5 protein-coding genes are annotated in these 16,617 nt (G+C 53.8%); 4 read left to right on the top strand and 1 reads right to left on the bottom strand.

Annotated elements, in window-relative coordinates:
- Positions 1-12 precede the first annotated feature (12 nt).
- From QTL79_RS00135 to QTL79_RS00125, 3 genes are all read left to right on the top strand, one after another.
- Complete coding sequence (locus QTL79_RS00135; RefSeq protein ID WP_346352895.1) at positions 13-2,841, top strand: purple acid phosphatase family protein; 2,829 nt, start codon at positions 13-15, stop codon at positions 2,839-2,841.
- A gap of 37 nt (positions 2,842-2,878) precedes the next feature.
- Entirely contained in the window at positions 2,879-4,042 is a 1,164-nt protein-coding gene (locus QTL79_RS00130) for a twin-arginine translocation signal domain-containing protein (RefSeq protein WP_346352894.1), read from the top strand.
- Positions 4,043-4,191: 149 nt separating this feature from the next.
- Entirely contained in the window at positions 4,192-4,866 is a 675-nt protein-coding gene (locus QTL79_RS00125; RefSeq protein WP_346352893.1) for a TVP38/TMEM64 family protein, read from the top strand.
- 55 nt (positions 4,867-4,921) lie between these two features.
- Here the strand turns inward: QTL79_RS00125 and QTL79_RS00120 are convergent, their stop codons facing one another.
- Positions 4,922-5,107: a YjfB family protein gene (locus QTL79_RS00120; RefSeq protein WP_346352892.1), complete on the bottom strand. Its 186-nt coding sequence runs from the start codon at positions 5,105-5,107 to the stop codon at positions 4,922-4,924.
- Positions 5,108-5,329: 222 nt separating this feature from the next.
- Here QTL79_RS00120 and QTL79_RS00115 point away from each other — a divergent pair, with 222 nt between their 5' ends.
- The gene (locus QTL79_RS00115) at positions 5,330-16,534 is read left to right on the top strand and encodes a calcium-binding protein (RefSeq protein WP_346352891.1); all 11,205 of its coding nucleotides are present in this window, start codon (positions 5,330-5,332) and stop codon (positions 16,532-16,534) included.
- The last annotated feature ends 83 nt before the right edge of the window (positions 16,535-16,617 follow it).

Here is a 16,617-nt window from a genome sequence, read left to right as displayed (position 1 = left end):
GAGGGAGCAAAGATGGCGAAAATTTGCAGTGGGCCTTATTTGCTGGCTCCGAAGACAAGAGAAATGACGCTTGTATGGGAAACGGACGTGCCGGTCGCGGCTCAGGTCGAGTATCAGGCGGACGGGGAAACGATCGTCGTAGCGGCAGAACGGAATACAGGACTATTGCGCCAACAGGCGACGCTTCGTCAGTTGCAGCCCGATACGCGTTATCAATACCGGGTTCGTCTGCAAGGCGGCGAGACGCGTGCGGGACGATTTCGCACGTTGGGCGAAACGCCGCAGGAGATTCGCCTGGTAACGTTGACCGATTCACATCAATTTGAAATTCATGAGGAATTTTCCGCGCTGCTGGAGGCGGAACAACCGGATTTTATTTTGCACGCGGGTGATTTGTCGCGCAGTACCGGCTTTGAACAGAACGAATATCTGGAAAACTGGTTTCAAAAAGGCGCTGCGTTTTTGGCGAATGTCCCGGTTGTTTATGCAACCGGAAATCATGATGAGGGACCGTTTTACCAGCAATATTTTGGCGATTTGCAGGATGAAGCCTATCAGGGGTGTGAGGGGAATTATTCCTTTACTTACGGCAACACGCATTTCATCGTTTTAAACAGCAATCCGTGGAGCCTGTCGGAGATGAATGCATACAACGCGGGCGTCGCGGTTGCTGCAGCGACAAAGAAACGAATCGAAGAGACGATGCAGTGGTTGGACGCGGAATTATCGTCGCCTGATGCGACGGAAGCCACATGGCGGATCGTGATGCTGCATCATCCGTATACCGACGACTTCTGCCGCCAATACATCGCAAGACGGGTGGAAGCAGGGCGCGTCCATCTGGTGCTGTCCGGACATTTGCATTGTTATATGAAAAATATCTCAGCCGATCCGGCAGTCGGGGCGGGAATCGCCTATGTCAGCCAGGGCAGCGGGCAGACATTCGGCGGCTATGTGGAAAAGGGAGAGCCGGGTGAACGGTTGCTGCCGGATTTTCCCGAACTTTTGGCTACCGGGCAGGTGTCGCACGGCAAATTGAACATTACCGAGCGGCAATTGCGCTTTCGGATCTATGGGATGGAAAAAGGCCGGGAATTTTTGCTGGATGAAATCGTACTCGATAAGGCAGCAGCGGCGTTGACGCTAAAAGAGATCGACCTGCGCGTCGAAGAAGATACGGGCTGGGTCTGCGTAACGGGTCTTGCGCTTAATGCCGGGCAAAGTTTGGCGCAAGTAACGGTCGCGGTACAGGAGAATGAGCGGACGCGAAAGCTATATCAATTCGGTACACTGGGGCGTGAGCGCATGCTTACGCTCAATGCGGGCGAAGAATGCCGCTTTCAAAGCGAATATAAGATTACGCTGCCCGGCGTCTACCGCCTCAAAGTTGGCGAAGCAAGTTGCACCGCTTGCATCGAATTAAAAGAGCCGCTTCACTATGCTAATTTCAGTGCGAAAGTAGGAACAGGGGCATTTTTGGCTCAGGTAACGGTCCAGGTCGATGTTACCAGTCAGCGCAGGGAAAAAAATACGGCGCAGGTTGTATTGCTCGTCGACGATGCGGCGGCGACTTCGCTTGCAGTCTGTTTGGACGGCGGCGAGACCAAGCGGGTCGAGCTGGTGCATCGTTTCAGGCAAAGCGGTGTTTACCGTCTGCGCATCGGCGATTTGCCGGAACAGGAAATAACAATTGAAGGACCGTTATGCGGTACGCCATATCTGAAAGATCTGTCGGGAAACGGAAATCACGGCCTGATTCGCGGCAAGGCAAAACGGATTGCGGAAGAGGGACGAATGGCCTTTGTCTTTGCGGAACCGGGCGAATGCATCGAAGTGCCGGATCACGAAAGTCTGCACGTACGTGACGGGTATACCGGTATTGTTTCGGCCAATGTCAGCCGTTTGGCCGGCGAAGCGGAAATGGGACACAATCCGCTCTTGCTCAAAGGCATATCGACCGGCTGGGGTGCGACCTATCTTTTGCGCATGGCAATCGAACGCAATGGACAGCTAAAGTGGGGAACTTGCTTTGGTACGTCCGAGTACACCTGGCAGGGCGGTTGCGCAGCGGTCGGCAGCTGGCGGCAGTATGCATCGAGTTTTGATAAACGAAGCGGCGGCGCTTCGTATTGCGACAGGCAACTGGTCGGCAGCAGCGCAGGGATTGCTCCGGAGGAAGAGCTGCGTAATTGGCCTGGGATGCCGCTTTTTGTCGGGTATTCGTATATCGGCCATGTGATCTGGGAAATCAACCGACCGAAATATTTTACGCAGCTTTCGGCAAAGGTCGGGCAAGTGCGCTTTTACACCGAAAAGCTGAATGCGCAGCAAATTTTCGCGTTGCAGGAAAGACCGGAGGCGGCGGGGAGTAAGAGCGATGCGCTTGCGGTATGGCTTGATGCGGCGCAGGTTGAAACGAAAGGACGTCATTGCACCGCGTGGCGTGAGCTAAAAGCAAACGTGCATTGCCTCAGGGGATGCGCAAAGGTGCCGGAAAAAACGAAATTACGGGCTACGCTTGAAACGTCGGATGACGGCTGCGTAGTAAAGGACAAACTTAACATCACGTTGTCCGGCGGCGAGGAAACTTTCCCGTTGCAGGGACTGAAACTGGGACGATGGCTGCGAATCCGCAGCGAATTTGAATCGTATGTCGGCGAAAGTGGAACCGAAGTGCCGAAGCTGGAATGCTATTCGTTGGAAGATGCTGCCGGAACGTCTCTGCTGGCCTGGGGAACACGCCTGGACTGGGAAGACGGCGAATGGGAAGGGGCAGTCGGCTTCTTGCCTCTTTATCGCACAAAAGTGTTTGAAGAATATACCGATGTGATTCATGGCTAACTGCAAGCAAAGCAAAGCGAAGGAGTGAAAGAAAAAAATGGCTGCAGATTTATTGACGCGTGGACTGAATCGACGGGATTTTTTGCGCTTGACCGCCGGAGCGGCAGCGGTGTTGACGGTGGGGACTGGATTTTCTGTTTCGGAAGCGGCAAACCAGGTGGCGGCGGACAGTAGTGCCATTTCATTGGATGCGTGCATAAAATTAACGCCGGCAGCGATGGCGGAGCGCTCGGCAATGGTGAAGCGAGGCTATGCTTATTTGCTCTCGTCGTGTGATCTGATCTCAAACGCTGCGGTACGCAGCATGGCACGGGACGGTTTGCAGCAACCGAAGCCGAAGTTACTGGAACGGTATCCGGGCTCTGGCGATGTGACTCGCCTGCGTCTGCGTCTGCAAGACGTCGGGTATGCCAAAGCGGAAATGACAGATGAACAGCTGTTTCCTAAAAACGAAGGCCCGGATCGTGTGCTGCAGGCATTCAGCACCGCGCCGGGCAGCGGTTGGAAAAGCCATCATCCTTACCCGGGCGGCTTGGTAACGCATGTCGCGGTGGATTTGAAAACGGCGCTCGGTATTTATGAAGCGTATCAGGAGATCTACGGTTACCGGATGAATAAGGAACTGATCGTGTCGGCTATTTTGCTGCATGACATTCAAAAGACCTGGGTATTGCAGTGGAAAGACGACGGCACTTGCCTGCCGGAGGCCAATGTAGCGGGAACCGGCGTGCATCATATCTTAGGCATTGCCGACACGATGTATCGGGATGCCGCGCCGGAATTGGTCGTAGCGTTGGCCTGCTCGCATAATCATCCCGGCTTTAAAGCGGATGAGGCGCAGGTAGTCGACTGGATTAAGGCCGCGGCGATCATTGCCGGCAAAGATCCGGTCCGGGAAGGTTATTTGGCAAGCGACGCAGCGACGCTGCCGTTGCCGCGCCGTCAGGAAGGGTTCATGGTGCATCTGGGCGATCATGATTATGTCATGACGGCTCCGGCCGCCGGCTGGATGACGGAAAAACTGAGCGTAATCGCGCGGCAGGATTACCGGATGACGGAGAGCGACCTGAACGGTTTGCCGTTTAATGCATTTCGCAGTTATTTGTTCTCGCAAGCCAGCGTCAAGCGCTTGCATCAGGTTTGGGTGGAAAACGGCGAGGAAGGTTTGCGCGCGACTGTGAAAAAAATTATCATCAGCTAATGCCGCGAATAAGAAAGACAACCTGTCAAACGAGGCAGGTTGTCTTTCTTATTAATGAAGCTTCGATTTGAATATAATCGGAAACAACTCTATAATAGAAGGATCATCGAAAAAAGAGTGTACGGGGCTGAAAAAGAGGTAGTATAACTATGAAGCAAGAACAAACGAAGCAAAAAATAATGGTACTGGCGGCGCTGGCGCTTGTCTGCGGCGTGTTGTACTGGCTGAATCCCGAACCGCTGCAAAAAATGGCGCATTTTATTTATACCGGCGACATGACGGGCTGCATCGAATATATCCGTTCCTTCGGAGCGTATGCCGCCGTAGTCAGCTTTCTGATCGTTGTGTTGATCAATTGCGTAGCCGTGTTGCCGAATATTTTCATGCTGGCAGTAAACGGAATCGTTTTCGGCATCTGGGAAGGAACGCTGATTTCCTGGGCGGCGGAATCCGTCGGCGTTATCATCAGCTTTGTCTTTATGCGCTATTTCTTTCGCGAGAATGCGCATGCACTGATCGTGCGCAGCGATGCGCTGCAGAAAGTGGAAGAACTGAGCGGCAAGGACGGTCTTGTCATCATGATCGTCGCCCGCAGCATCCCGTTTGTTCCGTCCGGTCTGATTACCGCAATCGGCGCGATCAGCGCGATCAGTTTGCGTGATTATGTGATCGCGACCTTTATCGGCAAACTGCCGTCCGCCTGGATCGAAGTCACGCTGGGGCATGATGCGGCTTCTTATAAAGATCATCCTGTACGCTTAATCGCCTTGCTCGTTGTCTCAATAACAGCGTATGCGGGATATCTGTGGTCAAAGAAGAAATGATTGATGGAAAATAAAAAATAGCAGGGAGCCATTTATTCAGGCTCACCTGCTACTTTTATGCCGAGATATCGATGCTTTGTCCGAGAGGTTCGGGCGAAGGGACGGCGACCGATTGCAGCAACGACAACATGTCCGATGCTTGCTGTTGCTGTTGATCCATCGCTTTGCGCAACACTAACGTGCTGGCCTGGCTTTGAAAATTAAGTTGGCTCAAGCCGGTTGACATAGCGGCGATGTCCATGAAATCTCACCTCGTTTTTGTTTTGCGTAATCGAACAGAACTCTTTGACTCCATTATAGCATAACGATTTATTAATAGAAGGAATCTTAAAAAAAACTTAAAAAAATAGAAATGCTTGATTGGCGGTACTATGCTATAGAAGTGGAATTGTAGCTATATGCAATTTTTAGATGTAATAAATAAAAATAATAGAAGTGAAATGTCTCGGGAGGATGTTGAATAATGGCAAAACGAAAGATCGCGTATGTGACGGAAAACAATGGTTTGAGCGAACTGTTCTTGATGGACGAAGACGGGCAAAATCAGGAGAAACTTTTTTCCTCCGTAAAAAAACTCGAAGCAGTGATCTGGTCGCCAAGCGGTTCCAGTCTGGCTGTCGTGACAGACGGCAGAATAAAAGTCTATGAGCTGTGCCAATCCGGCTATGTCGAGGTACAGAATCTGCTTGGCAAGAAGCCGGTCTGGCAGAACGCGACGACCTTGACTTATGAAACCGTCGTAAGCGGCGGCGTTGCGATCATGTCGCAAACCATATCCGATCCCTATGGCGCAAAAGAAGTCTTGCGCCGTCCCAATATTGCTTCCTATGCGATATCACCGGACGGCAAACAGATTGCGTATTTGAACACCACGAATAACGGCCTTTGGCTGGCAGATTTAATCACGAAAAAAGACACGCTGCTAAGCGGTGATGTGACAGCGCAAAATCCGGTCTGGTCGCCGAACGGCAATCGAATTGCGTATACGAATGTCGATGGCGTTCATATCATCACCAGCGACGGCAAAACTGATGTCTTGCTGCCTGGAACTGGCGGAACCGTTCTTGGTCAGCCCAACTGGACAAGCGACGGCAACAGTCTCACCTTTGCCAAAGACGGCGACTTATACCAAATCGGCAGCGACGGAACCTCCTTGCAAAAACTGACCAGCGTAGGCGGTCTGAACAGCGGTGCAATAACCGACCGCTTCACGATCCTTGGCACAAATGGAGCCGAAACGCTAAACGGCGACAGCGAAGACAACCGCCTCGACGGACGCGGCGGTCGCGATATCGTGCTAGGCGGCGCAGGCGACGATACGCTCATTTATGATGCAGCCGACATCCTGCTCGACGGCGGAAGCGGCATCGATACGCTTGATGCGTCGGGCAGTAAGAGCGGCGTTAAACTCGATATGAACAAAACGATCAGCAACTTTAAAAATATCGAGAATCTGACCGGCAGTGACTACAATGACATCTTAAACGGCGACGGTGCGGCTAACTTACTGAGCGGCGGTTTGGGCGACGACAGTTTGACCGGCGGCGCCGGCAACGACACCTTAAGCGGCGGCGCGGGAAAAGACCAATACATTCTAAACAGCGGCGATGGACAAGACGTCATCAGCGCCAGTGTATCCAACCAGGAAGACACCTTGGTCTTAAACGGCGTAGCCGACATGACCGCCTTCAAAAAATTAAACAAAGTGGCGGATGGACAAGACCTTGTTATTTACTTAAACGAGAGCGCTAGCGACAGCGTCAGGATTCAAGGCTGGTATAAAGAAGGCGCAGTCGGCTACATCCAGCTTGGCAACGGCCAAACCTTCGGTTACCGCCAGGGACGCGACGATATCGCGGGAACGCTGATCGGCACGAGCGGCAGCGACCTGATTCAGGCCGGCAGCCAAGGAGACACGATCGACGGCGGCGCAGGGCGCGATGCCATTTACGGCGGCAGCGGCGACGACCTCATCGCCTATGATGCGAACGACTCCATCGTCGACGGCGGTGCGGGAAGCGATACCGTCAGCGCAGAAGCAAGCAGCCGCGGCGTAAAAATTGACCTGAGCAAAAGCCTGCAACTCAAAAACATCGAAAACCTGACCGGCAGCAACTACGGCGACACGCTCACAGGCGATGCCAATAATAACCGCTTAAACGGCGGTGCCGGCGACGATGTTTTGACCGGAGGCAAAGGCAGCGACACGCTACTGGGCGGTGCGGGAAAAGACCAATACATCCTGAACGCCGGCGACGGAAACGACACGATTGCAGCCAATGCTTCGAACAAAGACGACAACCTGGTACTCAAAGGCATTGCCAACATCGATGCGTTTCGCAAGCTGACCAAGACCGACAATGCGAGCGATCTGTCGATTGATCTCGGCAATGGCGACAGCGTCAACCTGCAAGGCTGGTACGACAGCGCGACCGGCTCGGTTGGCTCTATTCAGACTGCCAATGGACAAACCTTCAGCTACCGCAAAGCTAAAAGCACAGGCGGAAATCTGGTTGGCAGCGATAATGCCGATTTGATCGAAGGCTCCGACAGCGACGACATCATCAACGGGCAAAAAGGCAGCGACCAGATTTATGCCGGTGCGGGCAACGATACCGTCAGCTACTCCGCGACCGCTGTCGTGCTCGACGGCGGCGACGGCAATGACACGCTGGACGCCTCCAGTGATACGCTAGGCGTTAAACTCGATATGAATGCAGCTGGGAAAAACTTCAGCAACATGGAAAATCTGCGCGGCGGCAGAGGAAGCGACACTTTGACCGGTGACAGCGGTGCAAATATCCTCGAAGGCGGCGCGGGCCTTGATACGCTGGCAGGCGGTGCAGGAAGCGACACCTTGTACGGCGGCGACGGCAACGATACGCTGAGCGGCGATGACGGCGACGATGTTCTCGATGGCGGAGCGGGCGACGACATCCTAAAAGGCGGCGCAGGCAATGATCGCCTAGTGGGCGGTGCGGGCAAAGACCAATACCTCTTTGCGACCGACAGCGGCTACGACACTATTGCGAGCGAGACGACAAACAACCAGGACACGTTAGTGCTGAGCGACAGTAAGACATTGGATGACTTCAAAGCGTTGGCGATCGAAGACAGCGGCGACGATCTGACGTTCTATCTCAACGATCAGGATGCCGTCAAAGTCGAAGGCTGGTTTGCCGGCAGCCAACTCGGCAACATCCAAATCGGCAATGGGCAAAAATTCGGCTACGTTGCCGGCCGCGATAGCGACGACATTCTGTCTGGCGTACAAAACAGCGCCGACATCATCCGCGCCGGAGCCGGCAATGACAGCGTCGGCTATGACGCCAGCGATCTTTTCGTCGACGGCGGCGCGGGCGTTGACACGCTCGATGCATCCGGCAATAAGAGCGGTGTGACGATTGACCTGACCAAACAAGGCAGCGTCGGCGTTAACTACAACAACTTTGAAAATTTGACCGGCAGTGCACTCAATGACACGCTGACCGGCGATGCCAAAAACAACAGCCTAAGCGGCGGTGCAGGAATCGATACGCTAAACGGCGGAGCCGGCGACGATGCCCTATATGGCGGCGACGGCAACGACACGCTGCTTGGCGGTGAGGGCGACGATACCCTCGAGGGCGGAACGGGCGACGATGTGCTCGAAGGCGGCAGCGGCGATGATACCTTGCGCGGCGGTGCGGGCAGCAATACCTACACCTTCCGCCTCGGAAGCGGTCGCGACAGCATAGAAGGCGCAAACAGCAAAGACCTGCTTCTCTTAGCCGACATCAAAACGTATGATGACTTCAAAAAACTTGACATCCGGCAACAGGGACAGGATCTGATCATCAACCTCAACGACTATGATTCGATCCAGGTGAAGGACTGGTTCGCGGGCAATGCAATCGGTACCGTCCAGTTGGGCAACGGAATGAAATATGCGTGCAATATGAACAGCAATGCCTCGACGGCCGGCAGCAGCGGGGTCGATCTTATCATGGGCATGGGCGGCAATAATATCATCGACGGCGGTGCCGGCGCAGACATGATTTATGCCGGAGACGGCGACGACACCGTCTATTATGATGCGGCCGACAGCGTGATCGACGGCGGTACGGGAGAACATGACACGCTCGATGCCTCAAAACTGACCGCAGGCCAAACCCTTGACCTAAGCAAACAGGGAAGCAGCGGCATTAACTACGTAAACTTTGAAAACCTCGTCGGCACAGCCGGCACCGATACCCTGACCGGCAACGAGAAAGACAACGTAATAAGCGGCGGAGCGGGCAACGACATCTTGACCGGCAACGGCGGAGCCGACACGCTGCTCGGCGGCGACGGAGACGATACGTTGCTTGGCGGCAAAGGCGACGGCGATATTCTAAGCGGCGGCGCCGGCAAAGACACCTACGTCTTTAACGTAGGCGACGGAGCCGATACCATCACCTCCGACAATCGCAACCAGGAAGATACCTTGTATCTGCCAAGCGTCAAATCGCTGAGCGAACTGCAGGGCCTCGAAGCTGTGAAAAACGGCGAAAACTTAATTTTAAAACTCAACAATGCTGACCAACTGACGATCATCGACTGGTACAAAGGCAGCAACTATCAAATTCACAACATCAAAATAGGCGATAACAAGACCTATGGTTATATTCTGGGAACCGATAACAGCGACAGCGCCAGCGCAAAACTGATCGGTACGACGGGCACCGATCTGATCATGGCACAAGCCGGCGACGACGAAATCGACGGCAAAGGCGGCGGCGACGTCATCTTTGGCGGTGACGGCGACGACACGATCGCATATTATGCGACGGACAAAGTGAATGGCGGCAGCGGCGTGAACACGCTGGATGCCAGTACAAGCGCGACCGCCGTCAGCATCGACCTAAACGATGCGGCCAAAGTCAGCAACGTGCAAAACGTACTGGGCGGCAAAGGAAACGACATCCTGACGGGCAACGCCGACAACAACACTCTCTCCGGCGCTACAGGCAGCGACACGTACGTCATTAAAAAGAGCGGCGGGCATGACACGATCGCACAGCAGAAAGACCAGGCGGGCAATTGGATCACCAATAACGACGACATCCTGCAATTTAGCGATGTGAAAACTATGCAGGACTATCTGAATTTCAGCGCCGCAGTCACCGGTTCCGATGCGATCTTTTCCACCAGCGCTCAGGATGATGTCACCGTCAGCAACTGGAACGGCAACGGCCGCATCAATAAGATTCAACTCGGTACGACCACGCTTTCCTATCAGGCGGACACAACAGGGACAAGCGGAAACGACATCCTGATCGGTAGCGATGCAAACGATACCATCGACGGCAAAGGCGGCATCGACCTGATTCGCGCCGGAGCCGGCAACGATACTGTCGCCTACAGCGGCAGCGCACTGCTGCTCGACGGCGGCGACGGCGACGGTGATACGCTCGACGCCTCGAAACTGACCGGCGCAGTGACGCTGGATCTGAGCAAACAGGGGACAAGCGGCATCAACTATGCCAATTTTGAAAACCTGAGCGGCGGCGCAGGTAACGACTTCTTGACCGGCGATGCGAAAGACAACGTATTGCTGGGCGGCGCAGGCAACGACGTGCTGAGCGGCGGCGCGGGCAATGATACGCTGACCGGCGGCGACGGGAATGATACCCTTTATGGCGGAACAGGCGATGATATTTTCCAGGGTGGAACGGGACTGGATACTGTTGTGATTAGAAATGGAGATGGCAATGACACGATTGTGGCTGATGCCAGCTATAAGACGATTGCGTTAGACGATATTAAGACGCTGGATGACTTGAGAAAACTGACTTTTGTTAGAATGAACAATGACAATGATCTTAAAATCATCTTCGATGCCAACAATTCCTTGGTTTTTCAGGATATTAGTAAGATTAACCAAATTAGAACAGGGGATGGGAATTATTACACGCTCAAACTAGGTGGTGCTAACAATGATGCAATCATAGGGAATGCTGGCGCAGAATTGATTTTTGGGTTGGCTGGGGATGACAGTATTGATGGTTATGCAGGAAATGACAGAATTCTGGCTGGAGCGGGCAATGACAGTGTAGCTTATAATGCCAGTGCCATGACTATCGATGGCGGCGACGATATCGATACACTTGATGCGTCAAAAATGAAGACTGCAGTGAGTCTGGATCTGAGCAAGCAGGGTACGATTGCTGCCAACTATATTAATTTTGAAAATCTGACTGGCGGCAGCGCGGCAGACATACTGAACGGCGATGCCAATGCCAATGTACTGGACGGCGGAGCGGGCAACGATGTACTGAGCGGCGGAGCGGGTAATGATACGTTGCTGGGCGGCGACGGCAACGATACGTTGAGCGGCGGAACTGGCGATGACATTTTGAGCGGCGGCGCGGGCTCCGACAGCTACGTATTTAAGACTGGAGACGGCAATGACACGATCCTGGCCGACTCAAGTGACAAGGAAGACGTTCTTGTGCTGAGCGATGTTAAGACGCTGGCGGACTTTCAAAAATTGAGCATGACCAGAACCAATGGTGATCATGATCTCAAGATTCAGCTGAATGCCAATGATTCGATTACAATTCAAGGCTGGTATGATGCTGATGCAAATAAAATCCAGCGAATTCGTCTGGGCAACGGACAAGAATATGGCTTTAAGCTAGGCACAAGCGGAGGGGAAACTCTGGGCGGTACGACTGGCGTCGATCTGATTATGGGCTTGGATGGCGACGACACGATCGACGGAGTAAGTGGGGCTGACGTTGTTTTGGCCGGAGCGGGCAATGATAGCGTAGCGTATAATTCCGGCGCACTGACGATTGACGGCGGCGACGGCGACGGTGATACGCTCGACGCTTCAAAACTGACTGGCGCAGTGACGCTTGACCTAAGCAAACAGGGGACGAACGGCATCAACTATGCCAACTTTGAAAATCTGAACGGCGGCGCCGGCAATGACTTCCTGACCGGCGATGCGAAAGATAACGTATTGCTAGGCGGCGCAGGCAACGACATTTTGAACGGCGGCGCGGGCAATGATACGCTGAGCGGCGGTGCGGGAAGCGACACGTATGTATTCGGAAAAAACTTTGGCGCGGATACGATAACGAAGTCGGCGGATAACAAAACGGACATCCTTGACTTTAGCGCCTACGAACGGCCGGACTTTACCACGCAGGCAAACGGCGAAGACTTGACGCTTGATTTTGGCTCAGGAAACAGCGTTAAACTCGAAGGCTATTTCTCCGGCAGCGCCGATTACAAAGTCGGACAAATGAAGGCGCAAGTCGACGGCAAAATCGTGACCGTCAATTTTCAAGCGGGCAATGATGCCAATGAAATACTAAACGGCACGCTTACCGACGATTACATCGTGGGCGGCGGCGGCAACGACACCATCAGCGGCGGAGCCGGCAATGATGCATTGGGCGGCGACGCGGGCGATGATAAGATCTACGGCGGCGACGGCAATGATGCGATCTGGGACGACTCCGGCAGCAATGAAATGCACGGTGGTGCGGGCAATGATAAAATTACCGCTGATAACGGCGTCGCGGACAATCTGCTTTACGGCGAAGACGGCGATGACACGCTGCAGGCCTGGGCGGTCGGCAATACCGTATTAGACGGCGGTGCGGGCAATGACAAGCTCTTCCTGAGCGGCAACGGTACGATGAAAGGCGGCGCAGGCAACGATTCGTACCAGATTGGCGGCCTGTGGACGAATGGCGGAACGGGCAATATTGTGATAGACAATTCGGTAGCCAGCGGCGACAACGGCATCGACGTCTTAAAAGTGCTGGATGACCAAAGCAATGCGCCGACGTTCAAGCCGAAGAAAAGCGATTTTGTCTACAGCATGAACGGCAACGATCTGGTGATGACGCACAGCAATGGTACGATTACGATAAAAGACTGGGTCAACAATAAGATCGAAAGCTTCATTTTTGCCGACGGCACGTTCACGAGCGTGCAGATCGAAGCGTTGCTGCCGGCGTATCGCATGGGCAGCGTTGCGAACGATGTGCTGCTTGGCGGTGCGGGCAATGATACGCTGCTTGGCGGCAATGGCAACGATACGCTGACCGGCGGCGCAGGCGACGATCTATTGGTCGGCGGAGCGGGAAGCGACAGCTATGTATTCAAAACCGGTGACGGAAACGATACGATCCTGGCGGATGCGAGCAATAAGGATGACGTTCTGGTGCTGAGCGACGTCAAGACGCTGGCTGATTTCCAAAAACTGAGCCTGACGAAGGTCAACGGAGATCAGGACTTAAAAATCCAGTTCAACGCCAGTGACTCCGTTACGATTCAGGGCTGGTACAATGCGGATACGAATAAGGTTCAGCGCATCCGTCTCGGCAACGGACAGGAATATGGCTTCAAGTTTGGAACGAGTGAGGCGGACATCCTTTCCGGCTCGGCGAGCGCCGACCTGATCCTGGGGCTTGACGGCAACGATACGATTGACGGCGGCGGCGGAGCCGACGTGATCACGGCGGGAGCGGGGAACGATACCGTGTATTACAACAGCGCTGCTCTGAGTCTGGATGGCGGTGAAGGCATCGATACGCTGGATGCGTCAAAGCAGACCGCATCAGTGACGATCAATCTGAGTAAACAGGGCACGAGCGGCACTAACTACGCGAACTTCGAAAATCTGACCGGCGGCAGCGGCGCGGACACTCTGGTCGGCGACGGCAATGCCAATGTGCTCGACGGCGGAACGGGCGATGACAGATTGACCGGCGGCGGCGGCGCAGACACGTACATTGTGAGAAACAATGCAGGTAATGACAGGATCTCGCTTGATATCCTGAACAACGAGGATTTGCTGGTGCTGCCGGATGTGGCGAGTTTGGCCGATTTCATGAAATTGCCGACAAGCCGGATTGGAAATGACCTGAAGATCAATCTGGGTACAGGCTCATTGACGCTGGAAGGCTGGTATGCGGGAGAAAACGACAATTACGGGCTTTATCCGGAAAAAGACAGCCGACGCATCTGTCGTTTCAAGTTTGGCAATAGTTCAGAGATCAATGTCCTCTTTGAAAAAGATGGCGATATTGACATCAAGGGAACGGCTGCAGCGGAAACGATCAAAGGCAGCGAGGGCGACGACTGGATTGACGGTGGCGGCGGTGCCGACACGATTCTGGCAGGGGCGGGCAATGACATCATTTATTATGATCCGGCCGCCGTCAAAATCTCGGGCGGCGCGGGTCGTGATACCTTAGCTGTTTATGGCAGCGGTGCGACGATCAACTTTAACGGTGCAGCAGATTTAATCAGCGAAATAGAATATGTTGACGGCGGCGACGGGAACGATACGATCGTCAATAATGGCGCGACCGGCGCGACGCTTAACGGCGGACGCGGCAGCAATGTCCTGACGGGCGGCGCAGGGCAAGATACATATAAAATCGGTTTAAGTGTTGGTTCGGATAAAATCACGGCAAACGCAGGAAATAAAGAAGATGTCTTAGACATGTTCTTTGTTAGCCCATCGGAACTCAAAAACGCGGATGTGACGCAAAGCGGCGATGACTTAAAAATCGTTTCCAGCGGCAATTGCGATGTAACGCTGGAAGGGTGGTTTTCCGATCCGGCTAATCATCTGCATAAAGTCAAATTGGGATCGGATTCCTATGAATTGAGCGCCGGCAGCGCAGGTAATGATGCGCTTTTGTCGGGAAGCTCCGGAAACGATGTGCTGGTTGCTCTTGGCGGCGATGACGTGATCGACGGCGGCGGCGGTGAAGATGTCATTTTTGCCGGCGCAGGCGATGATAAAATCAAATACTATCAGGATACGGAAGTGGTCAACGGCGGCGCAGGCAGTGACACTATTGACGCATCTGCGCTGAAAAATGCTGTATCGATTAACCTGGCGGACAGCCGCTACGTGAGTGTGGAAAATGCGACAGGCGGACAAGGCAATGACCTCTTGCAGGGCGACGCCAATGCCAATGTCCTGCAGGGCGGCGGCGGCAGCGATACGATTTATGCCGGTGACGGCAATGACACGCTGTACGGCGATTTGCCGCATGCGGCTGTAAATGGCGGCAATAAGTATGCGGTGCTCGTTGCTTTGAGTAACTATAGCGACCCGGCGCACCATTTGAATGGCCCTGTTTATGATTTGGCGGACATGCAAGAGTTTTTGAGCAGCAATACCGAATGGGCTAGTGCATCGGTCACCAGCTTGCTTGATGCCGCGGCGACGAAAGCGGCGATTTACAGCAGCATTGCCGATCTGGCAACCAAGGTGCAAAGCGGCGATCAAATCTTCTTCTATTATTCCGGTCATGGCGTTAACCCAACAGGTGACATGGTCGGCTACAACGCCGGTGAATATATCAGCCCGGCGGAATTGCGCACGGCGATGCAGGCGGTCTATGACAAGCTGGGGCCGACGGGCCGAATCACGATGGCGTTCGACTCCTGCTATTCCGGTCAGTATGTGAATGAATTCAATAACGCAGGCAGCGGCTATACCGTGTTCAGCGCCAGTTCGCCTACGGAAGTCAGCGGTGATCCGAGTTATCTGAAAAATGGCGATTTCACATATTTGTTTGGCGATTGGGGTCTAAGACAGAGCGCGGCCGATGCCAATGGCGACGGCGTCATTACCACGGGCGAGCTGTACCAATACGTCAAGACCAATATACCGGATTTTAACAGCGGCATGCATCCGGAAATTGCGGATGGCTCGAACGGCAGCTACGTCCTGGCGGAAGCCGGTGGAGCCGATTTGCTGGATTGTGGCAACGGCGACGATACGGCGTATGGCTATGACGGAAATGACAGTCTTTATGGCGGCGCTGGCAATGATGCTTTATACGGCGGCAATGGCGACGATAAGCTGTATGGCGACGGATCTTACTTATGCATGCAAACGACAGGGAATGGGCTCATAAAGACCGGCGACCCGAATGGGGTGACGATCCAGATGAATATAACCGATCCTGGGTTGGTGGAGGACCTGAACATACGTCTGAACGTCAATTGCTATTCCAAGGTAGGACTAAACGCGTATCTGACCAGTCCGAACGGTACGAAGATCAATCTCTTCAGCGGTGCGAACGGCAGCTTGAACGGCGTGACGCTTGATGACCAGGCGTATGCCGCAATCGGCAATGACACGGCGCCGTATAGCGGCAGCTATCTGCCGGCTCAGGCGTTAAGCGCTTTCAATGGCCAAAGCGCGGCGGGCACCTGGACGCTGCAGATTACAGAACCGACAGGGACATATTCGAGCCTGATAAATATGCTGCAGCTGGAATTTCAGACGACCGCTGCCAATGGCGGCAACGATACTTTGTACGGCGGTGCGGGAAATGATGTCTTAAACGGCGGCAGCGGCAATGACATTCTGGATGGCGGAGCCGGCAACGACACCTACCTCTTTAACGGCAAGTGGGGCGTGGATGAGATTCTCTCCAGTGTCGCCAGCGCTGGCGACAAGCTGCGCATTGATGGCGTTTCCTCTATCAATGATCTGCTTGTGGCGCTAAATGGCAACAATTTGGTGATCAGCGACAATCAGGGCGATAAGATCACGCTTGACGATTGGAATTTGGGCGGCGCCAACCAAATCGGTCAATTCTATCTGAACAACGAGCTGTATAAGACCAATGGCAGCAGTTGGACAAAGGTTTCTTAATTACAAAGTAAGCACCGCAGTTACGGCATTGTCGTGACTGCGGTATTTCTTTATTTTGACAGTCAAAGCGATTGTACATAGAC

This window comes from Azotosporobacter soli (assembly GCF_030542965.1).
GTDB lineage: Bacteria > Bacillota > Negativicutes > SG130 > SG130 > Azotosporobacter > Azotosporobacter soli.
The sequence above is the reverse complement of the archived record's forward strand: the minus strand, read 5'-3'. Positions and strand labels throughout refer to the sequence as shown.

Coding starts and splice junctions, on each gene's coding strand:
- QTL79_RS00125 (WP_346352893.1), top strand. CDS start 4,192: ATGAAGCAAGAACAAACGAAGCAAAAAATAATGGTACTGGCGGCGCTG.
- QTL79_RS00130 (WP_346352894.1), top strand. CDS start 2,879: ATGGCTGCAGATTTATTGACGCGTGGACTGAATCGACGGGATTTTTTG.
- QTL79_RS00115 (WP_346352891.1), top strand. CDS start 5,330: ATGGCAAAACGAAAGATCGCGTATGTGACGGAAAACAATGGTTTGAGC.
- QTL79_RS00135 (WP_346352895.1), top strand. CDS start 13: ATGGCGAAAATTTGCAGTGGGCCTTATTTGCTGGCTCCGAAGACAAGA.
- QTL79_RS00120 (WP_346352892.1), bottom strand. CDS start 5,107: ATGGACATCGCCGCTATGTCAACCGGCTTGAGCCAACTTAATTTTCAA.